This window comes from Halorussus aquaticus, from assembly GCF_024218795.1.
GTDB lineage: Archaea > Halobacteriota > Halobacteria > Halobacteriales > Haladaptataceae > Halorussus > Halorussus aquaticus.
Genome location: NZ_CP100400.1, coordinates 2,310,005 through 2,333,001, shown reverse-complemented (window position 1 = coordinate 2,333,001; position 22,997 = coordinate 2,310,005). Strand labels below are relative to the sequence as shown.

The 22,997-nt window shown below is 64.0% G+C and carries 28 protein-coding genes; 15 read left to right on the top strand and 13 right to left on the bottom strand.

The window, feature by feature from the left end; translation table 11 throughout:
* Nucleotides 1-139 precede the first annotated feature (139 nt).
* Both NGM06_RS12055 and NGM06_RS12050 read left to right on the top strand, forming a co-directional pair.
* Nucleotides 140-367, top strand: a complete 228-nt coding sequence (locus NGM06_RS12055) for a DUF8053 family protein (protein ID WP_254267195.1) — start codon at nt 140-142, stop codon at nt 365-367.
* Between the two features lie 2 nt (nt 368-369).
* Nucleotides 370-657: a hypothetical protein gene (locus NGM06_RS12050; RefSeq protein WP_254267194.1), complete on the top strand. Its 288-nt coding sequence runs from the start codon at nt 370-372 to the stop codon at nt 655-657.
* Between the two features lie 615 nt (nt 658-1,272).
* Here NGM06_RS12050 and NGM06_RS12045 read toward each other — a convergent pair.
* Nucleotides 1,273-1,905, bottom strand: coding sequence for a tyrosine-type recombinase/integrase (locus NGM06_RS12045; RefSeq protein WP_254267193.1), 633 nt, complete (start codon nt 1,903-1,905; stop codon nt 1,273-1,275).
* A 131-nt stretch (nt 1,906-2,036) separates the two neighbouring features.
* Between NGM06_RS12045 and NGM06_RS12040 the strand changes: the two genes are divergently transcribed.
* On the top strand, nt 2,037-2,681 hold the full coding sequence (locus NGM06_RS12040) for a hypothetical protein (RefSeq protein WP_254267192.1): 645 nt from the start codon (nt 2,037-2,039) through the stop codon (nt 2,679-2,681).
* Between the two features lie 48 nt (nt 2,682-2,729).
* Complete coding sequence (locus tag NGM06_RS12035; protein ID WP_254267191.1) at nt 2,730-3,305, top strand: hypothetical protein; 576 nt, start codon at nt 2,730-2,732, stop codon at nt 3,303-3,305.
* A gap of 24 nt (nt 3,306-3,329) precedes the next feature.
* On the opposite strand, the gene NGM06_RS12030 is transcribed toward NGM06_RS12035, so the two are convergent.
* Nucleotides 3,330-3,587 (bottom strand): winged helix-turn-helix domain-containing protein, encoded by a 258-nt coding sequence (locus NGM06_RS12030; protein WP_368410484.1) that lies wholly within the window; start codon nt 3,585-3,587, stop codon nt 3,330-3,332.
* Nucleotides 3,588-4,244: 657 nt separating this feature from the next.
* On the opposite strand from NGM06_RS12030, the gene NGM06_RS24155 reads away from it, so the two are divergent.
* The 6 genes from NGM06_RS24155 to NGM06_RS12000 all read left to right on the top strand — a co-directional run bounded on the left by NGM06_RS24155 (nt 4,245) and on the right by NGM06_RS12000 (nt 7,744).
* Nucleotides 4,245-5,132: a helix-turn-helix transcriptional regulator gene (locus NGM06_RS24155; RefSeq protein ID WP_368410439.1), complete on the top strand. Its 888-nt coding sequence runs from the start codon at nt 4,245-4,247 to the stop codon at nt 5,130-5,132.
* Nucleotides 5,129-5,542 carry a DUF7344 domain-containing protein gene (locus NGM06_RS12020; protein ID WP_254267189.1) on the top strand — a complete coding sequence of 138 codons (414 nt, stop codon included), beginning with the start codon at nt 5,129-5,131 and terminating at the stop codon, nt 5,540-5,542. Before NGM06_RS24155 ends, NGM06_RS12020 begins: the two co-directional genes overlap by 4 nt.
* A 152-nt stretch (nt 5,543-5,694) precedes the next feature.
* Nucleotides 5,695-5,940, top strand: coding sequence for a hypothetical protein (locus NGM06_RS12015; protein ID WP_254267188.1), 246 nt, complete (start codon nt 5,695-5,697; stop codon nt 5,938-5,940).
* Complete coding sequence (locus NGM06_RS12010; RefSeq protein ID WP_254267187.1) at nt 5,937-6,140, top strand: DUF7835 family putative zinc beta-ribbon protein; 204 nt, start codon at nt 5,937-5,939, stop codon at nt 6,138-6,140. Before NGM06_RS12015 ends, NGM06_RS12010 begins: the two co-directional genes overlap by 4 nt.
* Entirely contained in the window at nt 6,133-6,717 is a 585-nt protein-coding gene (locus tag NGM06_RS12005) for a J domain-containing protein (protein WP_254267186.1), read from the top strand. The genes NGM06_RS12010 and NGM06_RS12005 overlap by 8 nt, the downstream gene beginning before the upstream one ends.
* A complete protein-coding gene (locus NGM06_RS12000) occupies nt 6,710-7,744 on the top strand; it encodes a tyrosine-type recombinase/integrase (protein ID WP_254267185.1) in 1,035 nt (344 codons plus the stop codon). The genes NGM06_RS12005 and NGM06_RS12000 overlap by 8 nt, the downstream gene beginning before the upstream one ends.
* 358 nt (nt 7,745-8,102) lie before the next feature.
* Here the strand turns inward: NGM06_RS12000 and eif1A are convergent, their stop codons facing one another.
* From eif1A to NGM06_RS11985, 3 genes are all read right to left on the bottom strand, one after another.
* Nucleotides 8,103-8,390: a translation initiation factor eIF-1A gene (eif1A, locus tag NGM06_RS11995; protein ID WP_163521405.1), complete on the bottom strand. Its 288-nt coding sequence runs from the start codon at nt 8,388-8,390 to the stop codon at nt 8,103-8,105.
* A gap of 139 nt (nt 8,391-8,529) precedes the next feature.
* A complete protein-coding gene (locus NGM06_RS11990; protein WP_254267184.1) occupies nt 8,530-8,721 on the bottom strand; it encodes a hypothetical protein in 192 nt (63 codons plus the stop codon).
* Nucleotides 8,722-8,827: 106 nt separating this feature from the next.
* The gene (locus NGM06_RS11985) at nt 8,828-9,157 is read right to left on the bottom strand and encodes a HalOD1 output domain-containing protein (RefSeq protein WP_254267183.1); all 330 of its coding nucleotides are present in this window, start codon (nt 9,155-9,157) and stop codon (nt 8,828-8,830) included.
* A 228-nt stretch (nt 9,158-9,385) separates the two neighbouring features.
* On the opposite strand from NGM06_RS11985, the gene NGM06_RS11980 reads away from it, so the two are divergent.
* Nucleotides 9,386-11,194, top strand: a complete 1,809-nt coding sequence (locus tag NGM06_RS11980) for a DUF7289 family protein (protein WP_254267182.1) — start codon at nt 9,386-9,388, stop codon at nt 11,192-11,194.
* Nucleotides 11,195-11,272: 78 nt separating this feature from the next.
* Here NGM06_RS11980 and NGM06_RS11975 read toward each other — a convergent pair whose 3' ends face one another.
* Genes NGM06_RS11975 through NGM06_RS24315 form a run of 7 tightly spaced genes read right to left on the bottom strand, consistent with a single transcriptional unit; the run spans nt 11,273 to nt 20,835 of the window.
* Nucleotides 11,273-12,046: a DUF7289 family protein gene (locus tag NGM06_RS11975; RefSeq protein WP_254267181.1), complete on the bottom strand. Its 774-nt coding sequence runs from the start codon at nt 12,044-12,046 to the stop codon at nt 11,273-11,275.
* Nucleotides 12,046-12,567 carry a DUF7266 family protein gene (locus tag NGM06_RS11970; RefSeq protein WP_254267180.1) on the bottom strand — a complete coding sequence of 174 codons (522 nt, stop codon included), beginning with the start codon at nt 12,565-12,567 and terminating at the stop codon, nt 12,046-12,048. The genes NGM06_RS11975 and NGM06_RS11970 overlap by 1 nt, the downstream gene beginning before the upstream one ends.
* Nucleotides 12,564-13,562: a DUF7261 family protein gene (locus NGM06_RS11965; RefSeq protein ID WP_254267179.1), complete on the bottom strand. Its 999-nt coding sequence runs from the start codon at nt 13,560-13,562 to the stop codon at nt 12,564-12,566. Before NGM06_RS11965 ends, NGM06_RS11970 begins: the two co-directional genes overlap by 4 nt.
* Nucleotides 13,550-14,152, bottom strand: a complete 603-nt coding sequence (locus NGM06_RS11960) for a DUF7288 family protein (protein WP_254267178.1) — start codon at nt 14,150-14,152, stop codon at nt 13,550-13,552. Before NGM06_RS11960 ends, NGM06_RS11965 begins: the two co-directional genes overlap by 13 nt.
* A 1-nt stretch (nt 14,153) precedes the next feature.
* Nucleotides 14,154-14,696, bottom strand: a complete 543-nt coding sequence (locus NGM06_RS11955; protein WP_254267177.1) for a DUF7287 family protein — start codon at nt 14,694-14,696, stop codon at nt 14,154-14,156.
* A 2-nt stretch (nt 14,697-14,698) separates the two neighbouring features.
* The gene (locus NGM06_RS11950) at nt 14,699-16,720 is read right to left on the bottom strand and encodes a type II secretion system F family protein (RefSeq protein WP_254267176.1); all 2,022 of its coding nucleotides are present in this window, start codon (nt 16,718-16,720) and stop codon (nt 14,699-14,701) included.
* Complete coding sequence (locus NGM06_RS24315) at nt 16,717-20,835, bottom strand: type II/IV secretion system ATPase subunit (RefSeq protein WP_368410438.1); 4,119 nt, start codon at nt 20,833-20,835, stop codon at nt 16,717-16,719. The genes NGM06_RS11950 and NGM06_RS24315 overlap by 4 nt, the downstream gene beginning before the upstream one ends.
* Nucleotides 20,836-21,183: 348 nt before the next feature.
* On the opposite strand from NGM06_RS24315, the gene NGM06_RS11940 reads away from it, so the two are divergent.
* The 4 genes from NGM06_RS11940 to NGM06_RS11925 all read left to right on the top strand — a co-directional run bounded on the left by NGM06_RS11940 (nt 21,184) and on the right by NGM06_RS11925 (nt 22,669).
* On the top strand, nt 21,184-21,564 hold the full coding sequence (locus NGM06_RS11940; protein WP_254267175.1) for a hypothetical protein: 381 nt from the start codon (nt 21,184-21,186) through the stop codon (nt 21,562-21,564).
* Nucleotides 21,565-21,723: 159 nt separating this feature from the next.
* Nucleotides 21,724-21,909: a hypothetical protein gene (locus NGM06_RS11935; RefSeq protein WP_254267174.1), complete on the top strand. Its 186-nt coding sequence runs from the start codon at nt 21,724-21,726 to the stop codon at nt 21,907-21,909.
* 1 nt (nt 21,910) lies between these two features.
* Nucleotides 21,911-22,447 (top strand): hypothetical protein, encoded by a 537-nt coding sequence (locus tag NGM06_RS11930; protein WP_254267173.1) that lies wholly within the window; start codon nt 21,911-21,913, stop codon nt 22,445-22,447.
* Nucleotides 22,448-22,456: 9 nt separating this feature from the next.
* Entirely contained in the window at nt 22,457-22,669 is a 213-nt protein-coding gene (locus NGM06_RS11925; protein WP_254267172.1) for a hypothetical protein, read from the top strand.
* 29 nt (nt 22,670-22,698) lie between these two features.
* On the opposite strand, the gene NGM06_RS11920 is transcribed toward NGM06_RS11925, so the two are convergent.
* Nucleotides 22,699-22,959, bottom strand: a complete 261-nt coding sequence (locus NGM06_RS11920) for a hypothetical protein (RefSeq protein ID WP_254267171.1) — start codon at nt 22,957-22,959, stop codon at nt 22,699-22,701.
* Nucleotides 22,960-22,997: the final 38 nt, after the last annotated feature.

Genomic DNA, 22,997 nt, shown 5'->3' with positions numbered 1-22,997 from the left:
CGCGGAGGCCAGCCGCTACAACAGCGTCATGGTTTCCAGCTTCAAAACATAAGATGTTCTATAAGATTGTCGTACGATGTTCGTGTAGCCGTCGTGGATACATCCCGAGTTTAAGGTAGAGAATCTCCCAGACTGTGGTATGCGGAAACTGTCACCAGCCGACGAAAAGACGAGCGGAACCGTCACCGTGCCGAAAGAGTACCTCGAACGCGACGGACTCGTTGACGACGACGGGAACGTCGAGAGCGCCAACATCCACTTCAACTACGACGGTGAGGGCCGCTACGAACTCGTTATCCTCGACGAGGACCGCCAACCACTGGACAAGCCCGACCGCGCCGACCCCGAGTTGGAGGTCGCCGACTGACCATGTCCGGGTCACGCTCTCCGAGTGACATTCTCGACGCGGTCGAAGATGGGTCGGTCGCCGTGTTCGCCGAGACGTCGTCGGGCCTCGACGGTCATCTCGAAGCGGGCGAGTCTCCGGGCGTCACGAACCTTCGACTGCTCGGCATCCACATCGCCACCCTCGCTGAACTGCTCGACGCCGAACCTGCGACCGTCGCGCAGGATGCCCTCCGAGCGCTCCACGAACTCGAACAGCACTCGGTCGGCGTGATTCAGGAGTTCGACGGGACCGGGAACCGACGGAAGTAGGACGAGCATGACAGAAACACTCACTTGCGGGGTCTGTGGTGAGCGCGTTTCGCTCGACTCAGACCACCACGTCGTGACAGACGAGATAACACGAATGCGCGACCGCGACGAGCAGGACGAATTCGTACTCCACGACCGTTGCGCGACCGCCGTTTTCGAGGGTTGGTGGTCGCCGTGACTCGTTGCGACGGGTGCGGACGCCAGACGGTGGTCTACACGTTCCACCGGGGGCCGTGTGCGCGGTACTGTCCGACGTGCGAAGAGTTCCGAAAAGAGAACAGCATTCAGGCAGGAGAACACGAACAGTACAAGCTACGAGCGGCCGCTTCTATCGGGGAGGACGCATGAACTGGGAAGGTCTGGACCCGTGGTGGCGCGACCTCGGCCGCGGAGGTCGGCTCGCAGCCGGAACTGGTGGTGTCGTCTTAGTTTTGGGCATCGTCCGAACGGCGCTCGGACATGTCGGCGTGATAAAATCGGCCGTGTTCCTGTCGGTGTGGATTCCGTGCTACTTGGCCGTACTCCGGTCGCTGGCCGCGAGTCGGCGTATGCAACGGATACAGAGACTGGATGTGCCCGAGAACGCAGACCAGTAGAATCTGACTCTTCTCAGAATCAAACGCGAATTAGGTTCGCGTAGAACTCCTCGGTGGTCGAGAGTCGCCGATGCCGGAGTCGCAGTGAGACCTCTTTCAGTCGGCGCTCGTCCTCGACGAACTCGCGGTAGAACAGCGAGTGTCGAAGCGAGTGCGGCGAGACGTGTTCCGGGCCGACTTGGACGTTGTCCTCGGTGCGATACGGTTCGACCTCGGCCTCGACCGAGAGCTTCTCGACGACGTTTCGGAACGCGTCGGTCGTTAGTCGGGACGACGACCGAGAGGGGAACAGCGCGGTCGTGTCTTTCCAGCGGTCGCGCAGGTAGTGGCGGAGGACTCGTGCGGTACCGAGCGACGACCGGAGTTCGATTGGCGTGTCACGAGCATAGCTCTCGCCGCCTTTCTGAATCGCAGCGGGGACGAACACGTAGGGGTCGGTGTCGTCGAGGTGGAGGTGGTCTACGTCGAGACCGACGACTTCGCTCGCTCGAAGGCCAGTGTCGTAGGCCAGCATGATCAGGGCCTCGTCGCGTAGCTGGAGGTAGCTGGGACTGGCCTGATGGACGACGTCGAGGAGCGCGTCCACCTGTTCTGGCTTGAGCCACGTCGGTACGTCCGTGTCGTCAACTCCGGGTTTCTGTGTCGCGGTCATCTCTTTATAAACGCCCTACCGTCGAAGAGGGGCGAACACTACTTCAACTCGGGATGTCTCGACTGGATTCACGGGTTCGTCTGAAGACGTAACATACCAATTAAGTAGTATCAATATATGGTTAGTTCCGTATGGCGAAAAACTCCAACAACGGAATCGATAGCGTGAATCCTCTCCTGTGGACTGCTGGGTGGCACCTCCGATTTACCATCGCAGCAGTCACAGTTCTCGGCGGAGTCATCGGCTACCTCCTCGATATGCCATTCATCCTCGGTACTCTCGGGTTCTTCGTGAGTCCGGTTGTGGCATTCGTCGGTCTCCGACACGTCAACGGAAATTACGCGGAGGTCCTCAACGAGTTCCACTCGCAGTCCCGCCGGAAAGCCGAGGACCTGCTCAGCTTCGATGAGGACAACATGGAGACGTATATGCTCCGCTCCGGGTCGGGAGAGAAAATCCTTCGGAAACCGTTCATGCAGTACTCGACGGTCACGCTGCTCGTCACTGACTACTCGCTGACTATCCACGACGGGAACCTGCTCGATATGGTGAAACTCGATACTGACATCAGCGAGAGTACCGAGGAGATATACTTCGACCAGATTGCGAGCGTGAACTTCGAACCGTCCGAGAACGACGACGAGAAGGGACAGCTTTGGGTGAATCGGTCCGACGGTCACGGAAACTCGTGGAGTACCGACCGGAAGCCCGACAACGCCCTCGACGATATTCAGCAGCGCGTCCGCGACTATAAACGGCAAAGCGCAAAGCAGTAGCGACACTTCACCGCCGACCTTATTATCACGCTCTCAGACACGGAGAGTATGGACCGCCGAAGCTTCCTGACCGCCGCGGGAACAACCCTCGCAACTGCCATGGCCGGATGTGCATCCTCGTCGAAGAACAGTTCGACGGTAATGCCCGACGGACCAGTTCACTCTACGGCGGTCAGCGAGAACGACATCGAGGTCTCGGTGGGACAATGGGGACGCAAGAGCGAGGTCCGCTACTACGACTCGGATGCTGGCGAAACTCAGATGTTAGTCGCCGAAAATGGCGCGTTCTACGCTCTCAACCCTTCGATAACGAACATCGGAGACGAGGTCCAGTCGGTCCCGTCACTCACGGACTTCAAGCTCTGGGTCAGTGGAGAAACTTATCCCCTCCTGACGGAGTTACCGGCGGGGGTGTCGTGGGACAAGCTCCGGAAGCAGGACGACCAGTTCCTCTTTGGCGAACCAACTGCGGTTCAGGATAAAATCTACGGTGGGTCTGAGATTTTCGTCGATCTTGCCTACGACGCATCAGTCGAAACACCCTATCTCAAATGGACTCCCAACGGGACAGTAGAAGGCGAAGACGCGGTCTATCTTGAATGTGGTGAACAACTCACGGGGTAGGACCGGAGAGGCTAACCGTTTGAATCATTGGTCCTCTAACTCCTCGGCATCGAGGTCGCCCGAAAGGAACTTCCGCCCTTTGTCGGACAGGCGGTAGAGTCCGCTATCATCTTGTTCTAAGATACCTTCTTGGGTTAGTTTACGACACCGTTTGCTGGTATACTGCCGGTCATAGTCGATGTTGACCGCGAGAACCTTCGGCGAGACGAGGATGTCGTGGTCCTCGAAAAAGAGAAGAATCTCGTAGTCTATTGGCGACATCCATCGCACTCGCTCGACCATCTCTTTTATGAAGCGAGTCACCATGGACGAAAAATCAACCCGATTTAGTATCAACCTGTCGATGTACGTAGTCAATAGAACACTACGAACGTCGTTAAAGTTATAACACATGCGTCTAAACCGACTGGTCACGGAGTCAAAATCGCGGACCCGTCGCTCGCCGATGGGTCCTCTGAAAAGCGGACCCCGATGCTGGTGACATCGGGTCCGCGTGAGCCTCCGTAACTGGAGTACGGAAGCCATGTTGAAGGACACGACGCGGGGTCTTGAAAGTCCCGCACGACGGCAGAATCGTCAACGGAACCGAAAAACGTTCGCTGTGACGAGTGGTGAGGTTACAGTTTCACTTTCACCGCGTGCAAGGATTCGACTTTTTATAGCCGGGTGTGTCGCTCCGGTTGGAATGTCGGAAGTGGTTCATCTCGAAGACGAGACGGATCGGTGGAAGTGGGTGTGCCCGAACGGACACCGGAATTGGGAGCCGACGAACAACCATTTCTGGTGTCAGACATGCGCTCGAAAGCGCGAACTTTCTGGGGAGTTCGACGAACTTCGGGACAAGACGACTGGTGAGGTCCATGCTCGCGACGACCTGCACCTCGTGACGCCCGCAGGGCCGTACCGAGACCTCCGGGGCGACCACCGGGAGGGGTCGGCATGAGTTTCGAGTACCCGGAGTGTCCGCACTGCGAGACGGCAGTCCTCGGCGTGTCAACATCCGGACCGTCGAAGCACACCCTCGACCCGTGTGGCTGTCGAGTCACCGGGACGACTACGCGCGACCTCGCTAGCGATGACGTCAAACGCGGTCGCGGCGTGTCGGCCGACGGCGGTGTCCGGTTCACCGACCTCCACGCGTTCAACCGCGACCTGCTGTACGCGATTCGGGCGCTGGAGCGTGATGGTGACGCGCCGAAGGGCCTCGCCATCAAGGACCACCTCGAAACCGAGTACGACGAAGAGGTGAACCACTCGCGGCTCTACCAGAACCTCGACGCACTCACCGACAAGGGTCTGGTGTCGAAGGGCACGAAGGACGACCGGACCAACGAGTACGCGACCACCGACGTGGCCCGCGAGATGCTCGACCGAGTGACCGAACGGCGGATGGATGCGGTCGGCCTCGATGTCGAGACGGACGTTACTGGTGGCGATGACCAGCGGGAGTTCGTCACCGACGGCGGACACGACGTGCAGAGGGTAGACCCCTACTGCTGCGCGCACTGTGGCGAGACGAGTCCAGACCCTTCGGCGACGACACTCCCCTGCGGCTGTTGTCGGGTGAAGTGCCCAAACTGCGGGCGGAGCGACGAACTCCACCAGACGTTCTGCCGAGCGGACGAGGTTGCTACGGACGGCGGCGTTCTCAACTGCCAAGACTGCGGTGACGAGGTCGCGGCCGACGACGTGAAGGGGTTGATACAGCCGGACGGTGAGGACGCGATTCTCATTGGCCCGGAGTGCCAGACGAAACACCCCTACGACCGGCAGTATGCGCCTGCGGACCCCTCGGCACTCCTTGACGAGGACGGTGATTCGCGATGATTCTCGGCGCTGTGACGAACCGCGTCACGGAACTGTTCCCGTTCGGCGGTCACGCGCCGGTCGGTGACGTGACGCTCGACGAGGCGTTCCAGCTTCTCCGGAACAGCCGACGCCGACACGTCGTCGAGTACGTGGCTGACATGGAACAGTCGGAGAAGGCGAGCGTCGGTGAGCTATCGACCTACATCGCCTCACTGGAGTTCGAGGTCGAACCTGACCGTGTCTCAGCGAAACAGCGGAAGACGGTTCGGTCTGCTCTCCACCAGACGCATCTGCCGAAGCTCGCCGACGTGGGCGTCATCGAGTACGACCAGCGTAAGAGCGAGGTGACGCGGTCGCCGGACGTTGACCAACTTAAGACGGTCATCGCGGCGGCGCGTGACCAGTTCCCCGTGGGTGATTCACCGTGAGTACCGAGTGGGAGTCTGCAACTTCGGCGCGGAACTACCCGAGCGGCCGGTGTCGAGCTATCTCGCTGTCTGGGCGTCGGCGCTGTCGGAACTCTGGCGGGCACGGCCCGCGCGAGCTACTGTGCGCGACGCACGCGAACGAGACCGACCCGGTGACCATCGACAGCGACCCTCGGACGCTCGTGAAGGCGGTCTCACCGGAGTATCCCGCACAGTGCCGCGCGATTCAGTACGACGGTGAGCGCTGTCCAACCGGATGCGGGCCGACCGACCGATTCTGTGCGCTCCACAAGACGATTAGCCACCCCCAAGTCACAGACCTTCTCGCCCCCGGCGAGTTGGACACCGCGCTCATCAAGCAAGCGCTGTCCGCGGTCGAGGAGGTCGAGACGCGATGAGTTCGACTGAATCGGGCATTCCGGCGGCCTCGACGGAGACCGCCGAGGACTGCGAGGAGTGCGGCCGCGAGACCGTCCACGCGGTCACGGTCGAACTCCGGGCCGAGAACCCGGACTCGACGTTCTCCCGCGAACCGTACCGCGTCAGCGAGTGTACCGTCTGCGAAACCGAGACCACGACGAGGATGAACGATGTCTGAACTTGACTGGCCGACTGGCTTCGCCCGAACAGAATCGCAGAACCGAGAGCGGAACAACCGATTCGAGGCGTCGCTGCGCGACTCCATCGACGACCTCGAATCGGAACTCGAACGTCTCGACGTGGACGACTGGCGGCTCTCGACCGACGCACGCCACCAGAAGCGGAATCCGAAGTACCCCTACGCGGACGCCAGCCCCGACGACCCGAGCGCGGTCGTTCGGTGGACGATGGACGGCGACCAGTTTGCGGTCGCCTGTGACGCTTACTCGCGACTCCGCGACAACGTCCGGACGCTCTATCTCTATATCCGCGAGAAGCGCAAGATGGAGCAGCGTCCGGTCGTCACGGGTGAATCCGAGTTCGCTAACGCGAGACTCCCCTCTGGCGACGACGGCCACGCGGTCGTTGCGCAGGAACCTCCGCACGAGATTCTCGGCGTCGAGCGCGGCGCTGACGCCGACGAGGTCCGGGAGGCGTTCCGGCGAGAGGTCCAGACGGTCCATCCGGACCACGGTGGGAGCGAAGCTGAATTCCGCCGGGTGAAGGATGCTCGGGAGGCGATGCTCGGTGAGTGAGGACCTTGAACCGCTCCCGCCTGCGGAGGCGGTGAACCTGTACCTTAGTCATCGAGAGCCGGAACTGTCCGAGAAGTCGCTGGAGAACCAGCGCTACCGCCTAAATTCGTTCATCTCGTTCTGCCAAGAGGAGAACATCGAGAATCTGAACGCGCTAACTGGCCGAGACCTGCATCGGTACCGCGTCTGGCGACGGAACGGCGAGGGTGACGGGTACGGTGACGACGGCGTCTCGAAGACGACGCTGCGTAGCAACCTCGCCACCCTCCGGGTCTTCTTGGAGTTCGCGGCGGGCATCGACGCGGTCGAGCAAGGGATGCGCGAGCGTGTTCTGCTTCCCGAAATTGACCCCGAGGAAGAAGCGAAGGACGAGAAGTTGTCCGAGGACCGTGCAAAAGCTATTCTCGAACATGTCGAACAGTTCCAGTACGCGAGTCGTGACCATGTAATCCTCGCCCTGTTGTGGCATACGGGCATCCGACTTGGAAGCCTGCGAGCGTTCGACGTCAGCGATTTTGACCCGGACGCACCCTGTCTGGAACTTCGGCATCGACCGGAGTCCGGGACTCCGTTGAAGAACGGGAAGGCGGCGCACCGGACGATAGCGGTTGGCGAGCATTACGCCGAGGTCCTTCAGGACTACGTTGCCCACAACCGCCACGAGGTGACCGACGACTACGGCCGAGAGCCGCTCATCACGAGCGAGCAGGGTCGGCTTACTGAGACGCCAATTCGTCGGACGGTCTACCAGTGGACGCGGCCGTGCATGGTCGCCGACTGTCCGCACGACGAGGACCCGAACGATTGTCCGTATATGAACCGCGACCGCGCGAGCGAGTGTCCTTCGTCGCGGTCGCCGCACGGCATCCGGCGCGGTGCGATTACGAAGCACCTCCGCGACGGCACCCCAGAGGAGATCGTCACCGACCGATGCAACGTCAGCAGTGATGTCCTCGACCAGCACTACGACCAGCGAACTGAACGTGAGAAGATGGAACTTCGACGCGAGTTCCTCCAAGACGCATGATTTCGAGCAACTCCCCCACCACGACTAGCGACACTCGGCATCGAACGAGAACCAGCGCAACCCCCGAGAAGGCTACATCCCGACGAGTCCACTTCCTCCTTCGCCCACGTGTTCACACCGATTAGACGTTGGCTCGGCGACCTTCCCGCACGAACCGCGTTTGCTCGGTCCCGATCACCCACTCTACCAGTAATGCGTGGACTTAACCAGAAACAGAGGTTTCGACATTGCCAGTTTGCGAGACGTTTACGAAAAGCGCCGTATCCGTGTTTCCCTCGGATTAGAGGGTACAACATATCGCCCTCTCGACGTACGCTCCGCTCGCTCACCGGAAGTGCAAAGCCGCAGAACAAACCGCTTAGACGTTGATGTGACCTTCGCGCCGGAGTTGGTCCTGCGCGGACCCGTCGTAGCGCCACTCGATGTCGGCCTTCTCGTCCTGCCAGTCCCACGGTTCGCACAGCACGATGTCGTCCCGTCGAATCCAGATTCGCTTTCGCATCCGGCCCGGAATCCGACCCATGCGCTCGACGCCGTCGTTACAGCGGAGGCGCACGCGGTTCTTGCCGAGCATTTCGGTCACGATAGCGAACTGCTCCGTGTCGTCGGGCATGCGGAGGTTCCGTCGCCCAGAATCTTCACTCACAACTGTTATACGTCGTGAGTCTTTTTAAAGGTTTCATCGTGCGACGAATCGGCTAGTGGTCTCCGAATCGCGTTGTCGAGCGTCGAACGGCGTCGGACTGGCGACGGTCCGCTCGGGACTCGTCTATCGACTTGGAGGCTCAGAAGTCCGCCTTCGATATCCACTCGCGGGCGACCGCCACGAACCACGCCATCCACACCGCGAACGCGACCAGCCACGCGCCGTACTGGACTAACGGATGGCGCACGACCACGTAGGCGACGCCGAGGACCACCGTGACGACCGCCAGCGCGGCGAGATTCCGATACGACGGGCCGAGGAGTTCCCGCATCTCCGGGAGGTACACGAGCCGAACACATGATTGTTGGCCGTCGCTCGTCGGCGTCGAATTGTACGATACGAATCGGCGATGGAAAGCGTCGGAGTGCGTCGGTCGGCTACCCCTGTACCACGACTCGGCCGCTCGAATGCACCGTGACCTCGTACACGTCGTAGGGGAACGACACCGAGACGTCGTCGCGCAGGTCGCCGTACCGTCGCGTGTGGAAGAGCATCTGGAGCGCGTCGCAGTCCACCACCGAACTCAGCGGTGTCATCCGGGCGGGGTCGCGGTCGAGTACGTCCGCGAGCGCGAGCGCGAGACCGGTACACACCTCCCCGCCGAGCATCTGGTCGCTGATGTCGAAGACGTACGTAGACGTGAACCCGCCGTCTTCGGACGCGGATTGTATCTCCACCGGGTCGATGTTGTTTCTCGACATGCTCATTCGGTTGCTACGCCCTATCAGGGAGGGTCGTACAAAGGCTTTCCGATGGAACTGGATTCCGCCGTAAACGGTCGAACGTGCCGGTGTGCTGGGACTTCTCGGGGAGACTCGCCGCGGAGCGGAGACGCCGCGGAGTCTGCCACCGTCAGCCGTCCCGTCAGTTCGCTAGTGAATTTTTCCCGAGGGGTGGCGGGTTAGTTTATAAGGCAGTGGTTCGATGAGGTCGGTATGACCGGCCGGTGGAGTTCGAGCGACGGCAGAGTTGGGGGACCCGAATCGCCGACGGAATCGGCGTCAGGGGCGGCGACGAGGGCACGCGGCCAGTCGGAAGTGCTGGGCGTCGTTCTCCTCCTCGCCATCACCATCACGGGCACGGGACTCATCGTCGCGTTCGGGTCGTCGGCGCTGTCGGACTCCAAGCAGTCCTCGGAGATAGACAGCGCCGAACACGCCATGACGCAACTCGACTCGAAGGCGAGTTTAGTCGGTATCGGCCCGTCGCCAGCCCAGAGCGTCTCGCTGGGCGTCGATAGAGCCACGGTGGAGAATCGGACCGGATGGATGCGAGTTCGGGTCGTCAATCGAACCGACGGAACCACCGAACACGTCGTGATGAACCAGACCCTCGGCGCGATATCCTACCGGAACGGCGACACGAGTATCGCGTACCAGGGCGGTGGCGTCTGGAAGCGAACCGCCAACGGGAGTACGATGGTGTCGCCGCCGGAGTTCCACTACCGCGGCACCACGCTCACGCTACCGCTCGTCGCCATCAACGGGAGCAAGACGCTCGACGGCCGCGTTCGGATGACCAGCGGCGGCGGTGTCGAGTCGAAATTTCCCAAGCGCAGCGACCCCGACTTCCGGAACCCGCTCACCAACGGCGAGGTGAACGTCACGGTTCGGAGCGACTACTACCGGGCGTGGGGCCGGTTCTTCGAGCAGCGAACCGGCGGGTCGGTCACGTACTACCACCCCAAGAACCGCGTCACCATCTCGCTGGTCGTCCCCACGCGGACGCGGAACGTCACGAACGCGCTGGCCGGAACGACGCCCGACCAGATGACAATCCAAGGCGCTGGCGGGTCGTCGTTCACCGACAGCTACAACTCCTCGGACGGAACGGGGTACTCGGGACCGGACGCCTCCGACAACGGGACCATCGTCACCAAGGGGAGCGTGAAACTGACCGGCGGTGCCGAAATCTTCGGCAACCTCCGGACCGGCGGCGGGACGGTGGACTTCGGCGGCGGCGTCACCATCCACGGGAACCTCTCGTACGGCGGGACGGTCAACTGCAACGGCGGTTCGCCGGGGGGCGACTGTAGCTCAGTCGAGGGGTGGCAGGCCAACAACGGCACGGCCCCCGACATCAGCCCCATCGGCGACATGGTGCAGGGGAAGGTGGCGACCTACAGCGACCCCTCGAACAACCAGAACGCTGGCGTGACGGCAATCAACGAAAGCACGGACACGTGGAACGACTCCGAATCGACGCTGACGCTCCCCTCGGGCGCGTACTACGTTTCGAGCGACGACCTCGACTCGGCGCAGACGCTCCGGTTCGACAACACCGCCGGGGACATCACGCTCGTCGTGGACGACGACATCGTGTGGAACAACGTGAACGTCGAGGTGGCCGACCCCGACGGCGGGATGGTGAAACTCTACACCAGCGGGTCGAAGTTCCACCTCAAGGACTCGACCGTCGGGGACACCGCCACCCACTACTCGCCGTCGCTGCGGGTCTACGCCGGACCGGGTCTCGACGTGACACTCGAAACGCACACCCAGTTCGTCGGCCTCATCTACGCGCCGGGTACCGACACCAACTCGGGGTCGATTACGGTCAAAAGTCAGGCCGAACTCTACGGCGGCATCGTCGGCGGCGGCAACACGCTCCTGAAGTCGGGCGGGTCGATTCACTTCGACCAAGCGCTCAAGTCGGTGGACCCCGTCATCGGGGCGTCCGAGAACGTCCCGCGACTGACGTACCTCCACATCAGCGTCGCCCGCGTGAACGTCACGAGCGTCTGAGAAGGACCCGCCGAGAACGACAGGCGGAGAAGATTTCCGGCGTTTCTCGCTATTTTACTCCCGGCCGAAACGCGACTCTCAGCCCGAAATCGAGAACTCCACCACCGAGTCCGACACCAGCAGGCCGTCGGTGTAGAACTGGTAGGTCACCTCGCCGTCGGCGGCGTCTGCCGCGGCCGGGTTCGAGTCGGGCGGCGTCATCCCCATCGACTCGAAGTATCGTCCCCACGCCGCCGCCCGCGAGGATTCGACCGTGACGTTGACCCTGACCTCGTCCGCGGCGTCGGACCCCGTGTCCAACTGACCGGCGACGCCGACCGACTGACGGTACGCGACGAGTAGGACCGTGGAACTCCCGCCCACGCCGCCGGAGTCGGACTTGGGGTAGGTGACGACCAGCGGGACGACCGACCGCCGGTCGTCCACGACCAGACCGGGTTCGGTCCGCATCGCGGCGTTCCCTCCGTCCACCCGGAACGTCGCGCCCATGGAGTACACTACCTCCCCGGACGGAGCGTCGTAGACCAGCGGCCGGGCGGTCCGCCCGACGGTCAGGTTGGCGTCGCTGTCGGTGTCGTTGGCCTGTACCTCGACTCGCACCGGGTCGCCGAACCCGAGCGTCGCGCCCGACAGTTTGAGTTCGGTCGCCCTGCTGGGCGCGCCCTCGTGGGTCACGTCGGCGACGTTGTCGGCCAGCACGTCGAACGCCCGGACCGTGTTGGTGAGTTGCTCGTCCTCGCGGGCGTCCTCCAGTCCGCCGATGCCGGTGGTGTAGACCACGCCGATGGAGGCGGTCACGAGCGCGAAGACGAACACGAAGCCGATGGTCTCGCTGACCCCGCGGCGGTCCATCACGCGCTGGTCACCTCCAGACGGTCGGGCGACGCGCCGGTGTTCAACTCGATTCGGAGGTCGCCGCCCCGAACCGTGGTCGATTCGACCGCGGTGGCGTTGCGGAACCCGACCCGCACCGTCACCTCCGGGTGGTCCGACCGGAGGAGTATCGTGGAGTCGGACGCGGTGGCGTCGATTTGCACCTCGTAGCGCGTCCCGGCGACCCGTTCGGGGAGCGTCACGGAGACGACGACCGCCTCGTCGCCCCGCCCGACTTCGGCGAGTCTGTCGGCCGCCATCAGGTCGGTGGCGACGCGCTCGCCGAGGACCGACAGTTCCGTCCGCGCGGCCGACTCCCGCCGGTCGTCCACCATTCCGCCGGTGGCGGTCAGGACGCCCCCGATGAGCAGCGTCGCCACCACGAGGTTGAGGGCGTAGTTGACCGTGACCGAGACGCCGCGGTCGTCCGCGCGGAGTCTGCGACGTATCCCGCCGCGGTCCTCGTCTCGTCCCCCGCGACGCGGACGCGGTCGGGTCACGCAGGCTCACCCCGGGCGACCCGGACGGTCGTGTGGAACGAGAGGTCCGACGTCTCGAAGTGGATATCGAACTCGGCGGCGTAGACCGCCGGGACCGCTCGCGGCGACTCCCCGGCGTCCGGCCCGGCGAAGTTCCCCGACCGCACGTCGCCGTCCGACGGCGGTTTGGCGACCGTCACGCCGTAGGTCCCGGTGGCCTCGGTTCCGTTCTCGAACGCGAGGTCGTAGGGCGTCGAGACGCCCGTCGCCCAGTCGAGGGCGGGACACCGAGTCCCGTTGACGGTCCCCGCCGTGAGGTCCACCGTCGCTTCCGGGCCGGACGCCGAACAGACCCGGTGGGGCGAGGACTCGCTGGCGTTCTGGACCGCGACAGCGACCGCCGACCCGTCGTCGTAGAGGTGGACCCGCCACTCGTCCGAGGCGGTCCGGGTCCGCACCGCGAACGCCGTCGAAGCGCTCGTACTCAGGTTCTCTCGTGAGACCGTCACCGTGACGTGACGCACGCCCGGCCCGCCTCCCTCGCCCACGTCGTCCGCGAGCGTCCAGTCGTCCGACCTGCCGTCGCTCGTGAGGGTCCGCGAGGCGTTGGTCTGGTAGAGCAGGGTCCCGTCGGTGAACGAGACCGAGTCGGTCTCGACTCGCGCGACGGTCGCTCGTTCGGCCCGGTATCCAGCGGTCAGGTCGTCGAACCGCCCGATAGCCGCGGTGACGTTCCGCTCGACCTTCGCCCGGGAGTCGTAGCCCTCCCGGTTCTCGGCGTCCACGACGCCGCCGACGCCGCCGACGACCTCCTGTCGGTAGGAGACGGCCCCGCTGTCGTCGAGTCCGGCCCCGCGCGTGGCGAGGTTCTGCGTGTAGATGACGGTGTTCAACAGCAGCACCAGCGCGACCAGCATCACCGCGATGGCGAGACCGGTCACGAGTATCAACTGGCCGCGGTCGCGGCGGCCGTCGTCGTCGCTCTCTCGGTTCGGTTTCGTTCTTACATCTGCCATACGACGATGCGCACCTCCATGACGTTGTGCAGCGACGCGTTCGGCGCGGCGTCGGGCGCGTAAAAGTTCGCCGACGAGACGTTCCCCGCACCCGGTCCGGCCAGCGGGGTCCCGTCGTACACCGCGACCGTTCGAGTCGCGGTCGCGGCGTTGTCGCTGGGCGACCCCATGTACACCATCGTCTGTCGCCGGGTCGCGTTCCCGGCGGTCCGGTACCTGACGTAGACGTTGTACGCGATGCGCCGCCCGGCCGTCGAGAAGTTCCCGAACGTCTGGTTCAACGCCGCCCCGAGGGCGTTGGGCGGGCCGCCGTTCGCGTAGAATCCCCGACTCGTCGCGCCGACGAACATGCCGTTGTCGGGGTCCCAGAACGTCACGGCCGGTCGGAGCGTCCCGTTCTCGGCCGCGGTCGTCAGCAGGTCCGCGGCCGCGGTCTGGTGTTGGTTCTCGATGTGCTGGTTCGACGTGCTGGCGGTCAGCGGCGTCACCGCAGTCGTCTGGAGCGCGAACAGCACGCCCGAGACGACCAGCAGGGCGGCGGTGAACGCCTCCAGCGTGTGGACCTGTCCGCGGGGCGCGTCGTCGCTCACGCTACCACACCCTCACGTAGAGGTCGCGCTGTTCGCCGCCGAGCAGTACCACTCGACGGGAGACGACCACGCTCTCGGATTCGGGCGGGGTCGGTCCGGCGTCGAGCGAGACCGGCGTTCCCCCCGGACTGACCGACTGCACCGTGCCGTTCTCCTCGACGGTGACGTTGACCGCCACCGCGGGGCCGACCCCGAGCGCGGCATCGAGGTCCGCGGCGTCGGTGGTGAACTGGCACCCGGCCGCCCCGCCCGCGCCGTCGCCCGCGGCGTCGAAGAACTCGGCGGTACACGCCGAGTCGAAGACCGACGGCGAGGACGGGTCGGCGAGCAACTGCTCGGCCAGCAGCGTCGCGGTCCGGTCGGCCGCCAGCACGTCGCCCTCGCCGTTGGCGGTGAACGGTTCGAAGACGCCGGGGAGGAACGCGACGACGAACACGACCGTCAGCAGGAAGACGCTCATCCCGACCACGAAATCGACGCTGGTCTGGCCTCGCGCACCACCGCGGGCGCCGTTCCCGTTCGGGTTGTCGGTTCGTGCGTGCATGGTTAGATGAACGAGAAGGTGACGAGCGCGACGGTCGGCAGTACCACCGCGAACTTCACGCCCGACAGCAGCGAGGCGTCCCGGATGTAGCCCGCGATGAACCCCGAGAGGATGGCCTGCAGGGTCACGGCGTGGAAGAACAGCATCGAGAGGAGCGTGGTGTCCACGCCGCCGCCGAACTGACTCGCGCCCGCGCCGCCCGACGAGGAGGCCTGTCCGGCGAGTCCGGCCATCACGTCGAGGAACTTGACCTTCAGGATGGCCATCACCGCGAGCAGGGTCAGGTAGGTCATGATGATGATGACGACCTGCATCCGCGAGCGGGACTTGCGCTCGCGGTCGATGTCGTCCTGATTCTCGCTGGCCTGCGCCGCGGTCGAGAGAACGTCCGTAATCTGGCTGGAGGCCTCTTGGGCCTTCGAGACCAGTTTGACCGTCCGGGCGAGGCGCGGGATGTGATACCGGTTGTTGAACTCGATGAGCGCGGCCTTCAGGCTCATCCCGTACTCGACCTTGGCGTGAATCACGTCGAACTCGTCGGCGAGCTTTCCGGTCGAGGTGTCTGCGACGGTCCGGATGGATTCGAGCAGGGTCAGGCCGGTGTCGTTCGCCGAGGAGAGCTTTCGCAGGTTGTCCGAGAGCTTGCTGATGACCGCCTGCCGCGACCGGACGTTCCACGTGTGGAATATCGCCAGCGGCAGGAAGTTGACGTACACCGGGACGTAGACGTAGATGAACGTCCCCCAGATGGGGTTGGCGACCATCTCCTGAAAGCTCCGGGGGGCCGCGCCGGTCCAGACCGCGTTGCCGACCAGCACCAGCGAGGCGGGGAACGTCAGTCCGAGGACGAACAGGGGGTGGTCCCGGAAGAAGATGTGCGGTCGCTTCAGCAGGGCCACGGTCTCGAAGGTCCCCTCGCGGCTCTTGATGCGGTCGAAGACCGAGAAATCGCCGACGTACTTCTCGATGAGGCCGAGGTGGAGGATGCCCGCGCCGGTGGTGGCCTCGAGTCGGTCGCCGCCGTCGGCGGGGTTGAGGTAGCCGTCGCCGGGGTCGTCCTGCTTGACGGTCGAGACCAACACGAGGAACCCGACGCCCGTGAGCGGAATCAGTCCGTAGACCGTGGCGTACAGCATCGACTCCTTGGCCTGCCCGAGCATCGACATGATGACGAGGATGATGATGAGCAGCAGGGGGAACAGCGAGAGGGTCATGTACATCTCGCCGAACAGTTCGAGGGTCTCCAGCGTCATCTCCTGTTGCTGCTTGGCGGTCCGCATGTGCTTGTCCTTCTTGTCGTCGAGGAAGTCGCTCATGTCCCCGCCGGAGTTGACGATGGAGAGCATGTCGGTCAGAAACTGGCCCAGTTCGTCGCTGGGCGTCTCCAGCGACCGCTTGCGAATCGCGGTCCGGTAGTCGGTGTCGAAGTACTCGGTCTCCTGCACGATGGACTGGAACTCGCGGGCCACCTCGCCGTAGGTGTCGTCGGCCATCGCCATCGCCTCCAGAATTTCGAGCTGGTTGAGACCCCCGATGGAGAGGGCGTACATGAACGAGATGGCGTCGGGCAGCAGCATGTTTATCTCGCGTTCGCGCTCGCTGGCCCGCATGTAGGGAATCCCGACGACGAACCCGAAGCCGATGCCGAAGCCGATAGCGCCGAACACCAGTCCGCTGACCGCGACCAGCGAGGGAATCTTGAACGTCTTGATTATCCACGCCACCGTCTGGTTGGGGACCGGCACGCCGATGAGGACTCCCACCTCCACGACGCCGGTCATGAACAACACGTACCCGACGAACGTCCCGAGCAACCAGAGGACGACGCCCGCGAGGACGCCTATCGCCAGCCCTCGCGAGAGGTAGAGTTCCACGGTGTCGGGCATCCGGGCCTCGGCGAGTTTCGTCTCCACGTCGTCCACGAAGTCGCCGTCCTCGTCGAACAGGTAGTCGAAGAGGGGGTAGAACGCGTCGGCCAGCGCGTCGGCCGACCGGCCGGGACTGCCCGGGTTCCCGTGACTCATCGCTCGTCCTCCTCGTCGTCGGAGTCCCGCGAGTCGGCGTCGTCAGTCTTCGACTGATTGCTCGGCGAGCGTTGCTCGTCGGCGTCGTCAGCCGCTGGTTGACGGCTCGACGAGCTTTGCTCGTCGGCGTCGAAGGCGGCCTCGAAGTCGCCGAACGAACCGTCCTCGGCCGACTCGTCCTCGTCGTAGACCTCGGGGAAGCTTCCCAGTTCCCCGGCGTCGTTGACGTTCCGGACGCTGTCCTCCGGGCCGACCGACTCGGTGTCCTGGAACGGGCCGCGCCCGTCCGAGTCACCGCCAAGAATGTCCCCGAAGGGATTGTCAGTCTCGGGGTCGGATTCGGCGTCGGGGTCGACCTCGACTTCGGCGGGCGCGTCGGTGGGTTCGGCGGACTCCGCGAGCGCTACCGCGAGACCCTCTACGTCGGCGTCGGCCCCGCGGTAGTCGTCGAGGAGTCGGTCCTCGGCCTCCGCGAGGATGCCCTTGGCGAGTTCGTAGGTCTCCTCGCCGGGGTCGGGCCGGGGCACCATCTCCTCCTTCTTCGGGTCCACGTCGATCTGGACGCTCTCCATCTCCCGGAGGTCTTCGAGGCTCTCTTCGAGTTGCTCGTTGGCCACGAGCGTCAGGATGGTGTCGGGGTCGTTGATGAACGCCTGCACCGTGGCGGCGACCTGCGTGTACTCGTTGAGACCGTTCTTGATGAGGTACGCGAGGATGACCCGGCGCTTGAGGATTTCGCGCTCCAGTCTGTCGTGGTCCCAACCGCGGTCGAACATGATGTCCTCCATGGTGTTCGACCCCGACAGGCGCATGAACTCGTCGTCCTCGGCGCGCCACTGGAAGATGTCCTGAACGTTTATCTCATCGTTCTCGGCGTTGTACTCGTTTATCTCGGTGAGCGACTTGTTCCGGCGCACCTTGCTCCCCTGCACGCGCGTCTGGGTCTGGATGGAGACCAAGTCGAGCGCGGTGAACAGCGTCTTCGAGACGTTGATGGGTTCGGTCGTGAACCGCTTCAGCACCTCGCCCACCGTGTCGGCGTGGAAGGTGGTGTAGGTCGTGTGCCCCGTGGACATGACCTGAAAGAGCGTCCGACCCTCCTCGCCCCGAATCTCGCCCATCACGATGTAGTCGGGGCGCTGGCGGAGCGCGGCCTCCAGCAGGTCGAACTCGTCCACGTCGCCCTTGTCGTCGTCGGAGAACGAGGGCCGGGTGACGCTGGCAATCCAGTTGCGCTGGGGCAGTTCGACCTCGCGGGTGTCCTCGATGGAGACGATTTTGGAGTTGCTCGGGATGAACAGCGACACCGCGTTGAGGCTGGTGGTCTTCCCGGACGCGGTGCCCCCGGCGAAGATGAGCGACTTGTGGTTCTCGATGGCGAGCCACATGAACGCCATCTCCTCCAGCGAGAAGGTGTTCCAGTTCACGAGGTCCACCGGCGTGAACGGCACGTCCTTGAACTGCCGGATGGTGTAGTTGGTCCCGTGGTCGCTCACTTCCCGGCCGAGGGTCAACTGGGCGCGCGACCCGTCGGGCAGCGTGGCGTCCACCTGCGGTTGGCGCTTGGAGATGCCCTTGCCCGAGCGCTGAGCCATCTTGACCACGAAGTCGTCGAGTTCGTCCTCGCCGTGGTAGACGTTGGAGATGACCTGCTCGTGGTCGGTGTGGTAGACGAACACCGGCGAGTTGTAGCCGTCCACCGAGATGTCCTCGACGTTGATGTCGTGCTTGATGCCGTCGATGCGCTCGTAGCCCACGAAGTCCCGTCGGAGGAAGTAGAGCAGTTTCTCGGCCTGATACTCCGAGAGCGTCTCGTCGTCCTCCTCGATGAGGACCGGTTCGGGCCGGACCGAGATACCGTCGAGGCCGCCGGAGTCGTCGGGTTCGAGGTCCTCGATTTTGGTCTCCACCGCTGTCCGGACCTGCTCGCGCAGGGTCCCCTCGGCCTCGAAGTCGAGGTCGAGGTACTCGTCGAGACGGATTCGGGGTTCGTCGTCGGACTCGGCCGTCTCGGGCAGGTCGCTCTCGCCCGCGTCGTCGGGACTCGTGGGTAAGTCGGTCTCCTCGTCGCCGTCTCCGGACGCCGCTTTCGAGTCGGGAGACGCCGGTTCCTCGGTCGTCTCGGCTGCGGTTTCGGCCTCGGCGTCCGGGCCGTCGCTGACTGCGCCGCCGTCGGCCGCGACCTCGTCGGTTGTGGCGTCGGCGTCCGGCGACGGTTCGGCGTCGTCCGTGGCGTCGTCGTCCGCCTCGGGGTCGTCGGCATCTGCGTCGCCGAGGTCTTCGTCCGAGTCTCCGTCGGCGGTTTCGGCCGTCGAATCTGTATCGTCGTCCTGTCGTCGTTCGAGCGCGTCTCGAATCGGCTCGAAGGCGGCGTCGGTCTCGGTCCGAATCCGGTCCACGTACGCCGAGACGGCGTCTCTGGTCTCGTCGTAGCGGTCGAGCAGTTCCCGGAGCTGTCGGGCGCGCTCGCCGTCGTTCTCGGCGTAGAGGTCGTAGCGGGCGAGCAGTTGGAGCGCCTCGCGCTCGATGACGTCTCCCCGTTCCTCCTCCTCTGCATCGACGACCACGTCGTCGCTGGAGTACTTGATGGACGACCGGAGCTTCTGGGTCAGGAACTCCTGCAGGTCGTCCTCGATGGGCGTGCAGTACGGCTCCACCATGTAGTACTTGGTCTCGTTCTCCTTCTCGGAGTGGAAGATGACGACGAACGAGTAGGGTTTGTTGACCCAGTAGCGGTCCACCTCCCTGAAGTGCTGTTTCTTCGGGAGCGCGACCTCCTTCTCCAAGTCGTAGCGGTTCACCAGCGTGGTGTGGCCCTCGACCGTCGAGAAGAAGGCGTCCTCGTCGAGTTCCTCGGGCACGTCGAGCGTGCGCTCGTCCTCTATCTTCAGGAGTTTCCGGGCGTCGTGTGCGCCCTCGGCGAGGAGTTCTTCGAGGTCCTCTTCGGGGAAGCCCAGCCACTCCTCCTTCTCGAAGCGGTCGATGTCGCCCTCGTCGTCTCGCGGGCGCTCGGGGGCGGTGACGTCGGTGTCCTCGTAGTAATACTCGTACTTGAAGTGTTCCCAGTAGTACTCGCCCTTCGTGACCGGCGTGGTCGCCGGGTCGAGCCACTCCTCGAAACTCGCGCTCAGGTCGGTGACGGCGAGACCGCCCTCGAAGACGCTGGCCGGGAAGTCGTCGTGACCGAGCCACTCGCCCCGGTCGAAGGGGACGACCTCGCCCGACTCGTCCCGGGGGAGCGCCATCCCGTCCTCGGCCTCGTCGTAGTAGTACTCGTAGCGGAAGTGTTCCCAGAGGTACTCGCCGAGCGCGACCGGCGTCTCCTCCGGGTCGAGGAAGTCCTCGAAGTAGGCGCTGAGTCCCGCGGCGGTCCCGGCGGCGTCTTCGACGCGTGCGCCGGTCTCGTCGGCCTCGTGGCCGAGATACTCCGCGGCGTCGAAGGGGCGTGGCTTCCCGCGCCAGTTGGTCGGGGGACTCCCGTTCTCGTAGAAGAACTCCTCCTTGAACGCCTCCCAGTCGTACTCGCCGACCGTGACGCCCGCGCTGGCTAGCTCCTCGTCGCTGATGTCGAGCGCGTCCGGCCCGTCCCCGTCTTCGGACGAGTCCGCGTCGACGCCGGATTCGGACTCCACCCCGTCGTCTGCCTCGCTCTCGACGTCGTTCCCGAGTTCTCCCTCCGTATCGTCCACTGTCTCGCTCTCGGGGTCGTCGACCGATTCGCTCTCGGGGACGTCTTCGGATTCCGTTCCGATACTGTCCGCGGATTCGTTCCCGGCATCGTCCACGGGGTCGGTGTCCTCGTCGGGGTCGGCGGTCTCCTCGACGTCGGCTTCAGTTCCTGACTCGACGTCGCTTCCGGACTCGGCGTCGTCTCCAATGCCGTCTTCTGTTACTGTCTGGTCCTCGTCGGCAGTGACGTCCGAGTCGGTCGCTCCCGTATCGGGGTTCCGACTGTCGGATTCTCCCGCCTCGGCCGGTCCCGAGTCGTCGTCCGTCCGCCGCGCGCTCGACTCGTCTGGCGTCGGCGCGTCGGCGTCGTGACCGCCGGACGAGTCCTCGACGGCCTGCGACCGTTCTTCGTCGGGGGCGTCCCCCGCGTCTCGTTCGTCGCTCATTGGCTATTCCCCTCGCCTAATGACGCAAAAAACCTCGTAACAGAGAAGAGATACGTCCTCATACTTTACTTTACATGGTCAATGGAGGCATAATGAAAATTGTGGCCGACTGGACGGCGAATTGACATCCTGCGGTGGAGTACGTGCTGAATCAGGTGACACTATAACGGCGCGATAAAGTGAAAGAATTTTGACAAATATGCGATTTAGTCAGAAGAAAAACTGTTTCTACGCCGGGACGTCGAACCGTGTCGACGAGTTCGCCCGGAGTTTCGTCCGCGGTTCGGCGTATCATCGGATCGACGTGAAACCGGAAGGCGTAAATCGTGCCACTAGCAACCACCGTGCGTGCTTTCAGTACGGTTCTTGGCGATGCTGAGTACGTTCCTGCTCGTGGTCGGGGCGCTCCTCGTGGGAGAGGCCCTCCACGGTGGGGTGGTGACCGGAGAGTACGCCGTCACCTCGCCGTGGGTCGTCCTGCGGGTCGTCCTCGGCGGACTCTTCATCGTCCTCGGCTACCGCTTCCGGACCCCGACCGAGGAGTACGTCGCCATGCCGTCCGACGAACCCGACGGGTCCGGCGGGACGACCGACGAATCGCCCGACCCGGACCAGACAGGGGAGTTCGACCCGGAGATGTCGCCCCTAGGCGGTGACGGACTCGAACACGTCCAGGCGGACGACTCCGCGCGGAGGAGCGACGAACCCTCAGACGACGTCCGCGACTGAGTCGGCCGGGTCGCGGGTAGCCAGCAGCAGTCGGCGGACCGTGTCACGTTGGAAGTGCGGAACTTTTAACCTTGGCGAATAGTACCACAAACCATGGCGATACGCGAACAAGTACCGAAACCCCTCCGTGGTCCGGCGGGTTTTGCGTCGTTAGTTATCATGCTACTCGGCATCGTCGTCGGATACATCCTCACCATGGTGGGCCTCACGCTGTACCTCGGTCTCGACCCGATCCAGCAGGGGGCCGTCAGCACCGTCGAGGCTATCAGTGTGACTGCCATCGGTATCGGCACGCTCGTGACGGGCTATCTCGGATGGCGCGGCTTCAACTACTTCGCCTACTGATATGCCGGTAGACGTTCGCACTCACCCCGACACGCCCGACCTCGAACAGTTACAGAATCTGGTGCTCGAACCGATTCCGCAGGACGAGATTCGTCGCCGCCGCGAGGACGGCCACGTCCTCGTCGAAGACGTGATAAACGACCGCGACGACCTCGACGTTCGGGCACCGCTGACCGACGAACCCGGCGAGGTCGCCGAGGGCGACGTCGGCACGGCGCTCTATCGACTGGTCCAGTTGTTCGGCACGCCGCCGTTCCCCGAGTACATGGCTGGCGAGGACATCAGCGACCGCTACGAGACGACGTACAAGTACCTCTTCCGCGTGGAAGTCCGAGACGACGCGGAGGAACTCCCCGACGAGTGGCTCCTGACGATTCGAGACTGGGAACTCGAAGTCGGCGTCGGCGTCTGCGAGTGGCGCGACGAGGAAGAAGAGACGTTCACCGCCGACTCGACCGTCGCGCTCACGTCGATGGCGCTCGCTCAGAACGTCACGAACGAACCCGTCAACTGCGACTACAAGGACATCTGGTACTGAGTCGCCGACATGAACGACCCGAAGGAGACGATACTCGTCTGGTTGACCGACGAGGGAACCAAAACTCTCCTCCTCTTCACGCTGGCGGTCGGACTCGGACTCGCCAGTCTGGCCTTCTTCTTCGACGGAACGTCGGGGTCCCCCACGCGGACCGAGTTCTCCCTCCTCGTGGCCGCGATGGTCGTGGTGTTCTACATGACCCTGCGGACCAATACGTACTGAGACCGTCAGCCAGCGTCTTTGGTCGTCGATTATCGGCCCGTCAGCCAGTGCATCAGGGAGAACGCGACCGCGAGCGAGGCGACGAGAAGTCCCGCGAACGCGGGGACGATGGAACCGTACCCGTAGAGTCCGGCCCAGTGTCCGGCGTAGGCCGCGGCGATGAACCCCGGGACCGACAGCACCAGAAACAGCGACGAGAGGTAACTGGCGAGCGTGGGGTCGTCGTTGTGGCTCGCGAACGTCCCTCGTTCGCGCACCGACTTCTCGGGATTCGGGGTGTCCTTCGACACGAGTTCACGTTGCGCGCGGTGGCTCAAAAACGCCTCGG

Excerpts from the sequence above, each read along its gene's own strand:
- NGM06_RS12055 (WP_254267195.1), top strand. The coding sequence starts at position 140 with ATGCGGAAACTGTCACCAGCCGACGAAAAGACGAGCGGAACCGTCACC.
- NGM06_RS12050 (WP_254267194.1), top strand. The coding sequence starts at position 370 with ATGTCCGGGTCACGCTCTCCGAGTGACATTCTCGACGCGGTCGAAGAT.
- NGM06_RS12045 (WP_254267193.1), bottom strand. The coding sequence starts at position 1,905 with ATGACCGCGACACAGAAACCCGGAGTTGACGACACGGACGTACCGACG.
- NGM06_RS12040 (WP_254267192.1), top strand. The coding sequence starts at position 2,037 with ATGGCGAAAAACTCCAACAACGGAATCGATAGCGTGAATCCTCTCCTG.
- NGM06_RS12035 (WP_254267191.1), top strand. The coding sequence starts at position 2,730 with ATGGACCGCCGAAGCTTCCTGACCGCCGCGGGAACAACCCTCGCAACT.
- NGM06_RS12030 (WP_368410484.1), bottom strand. The coding sequence starts at position 3,587 with ATGGTCGAGCGAGTGCGATGGATGTCGCCAATAGACTACGAGATTCTT.
- NGM06_RS24155 (WP_368410439.1), top strand. The coding sequence starts at position 4,245 with ATGAGTTTCGAGTACCCGGAGTGTCCGCACTGCGAGACGGCAGTCCTC.
- NGM06_RS12020 (WP_254267189.1), top strand. The coding sequence starts at position 5,129 with ATGATTCTCGGCGCTGTGACGAACCGCGTCACGGAACTGTTCCCGTTC.
- NGM06_RS12010 (WP_254267187.1), top strand. The coding sequence starts at position 5,937 with ATGAGTTCGACTGAATCGGGCATTCCGGCGGCCTCGACGGAGACCGCC.
- NGM06_RS12005 (WP_254267186.1), top strand. The coding sequence starts at position 6,133 with ATGTCTGAACTTGACTGGCCGACTGGCTTCGCCCGAACAGAATCGCAG.
- NGM06_RS11990 (WP_254267184.1), bottom strand. The coding sequence starts at position 8,721 with ATGCGGGAACTCCTCGGCCCGTCGTATCGGAATCTCGCCGCGCTGGCG.
- NGM06_RS11985 (WP_254267183.1), bottom strand. The coding sequence starts at position 9,157 with ATGAGCATGTCGAGAAACAACATCGACCCGGTGGAGATACAATCCGCG.
- NGM06_RS11980 (WP_254267182.1), top strand. The coding sequence starts at position 9,386 with ATGACCGGCCGGTGGAGTTCGAGCGACGGCAGAGTTGGGGGACCCGAA.
- NGM06_RS11975 (WP_254267181.1), bottom strand. The coding sequence starts at position 12,046 with ATGGACCGCCGCGGGGTCAGCGAGACCATCGGCTTCGTGTTCGTCTTC.
- NGM06_RS11965 (WP_254267179.1), bottom strand. The coding sequence starts at position 13,562 with ATGGCAGATGTAAGAACGAAACCGAACCGAGAGAGCGACGACGACGGC.
- NGM06_RS11955 (WP_254267177.1), bottom strand. The coding sequence starts at position 14,696 with ATGCACGCACGAACCGACAACCCGAACGGGAACGGCGCCCGCGGTGGT.
- NGM06_RS11950 (WP_254267176.1), bottom strand. The coding sequence starts at position 16,720 with ATGAGTCACGGGAACCCGGGCAGTCCCGGCCGGTCGGCCGACGCGCTG.
- NGM06_RS24315 (WP_368410438.1), bottom strand. The coding sequence starts at position 20,835 with ATGAGCGACGAACGAGACGCGGGGGACGCCCCCGACGAAGAACGGTCG.
- NGM06_RS11935 (WP_254267174.1), top strand. The coding sequence starts at position 21,724 with ATGCTACTCGGCATCGTCGTCGGATACATCCTCACCATGGTGGGCCTC.
- NGM06_RS11930 (WP_254267173.1), top strand. The coding sequence starts at position 21,911 with ATGCCGGTAGACGTTCGCACTCACCCCGACACGCCCGACCTCGAACAG.
- NGM06_RS11925 (WP_254267172.1), top strand. The coding sequence starts at position 22,457 with ATGAACGACCCGAAGGAGACGATACTCGTCTGGTTGACCGACGAGGGA.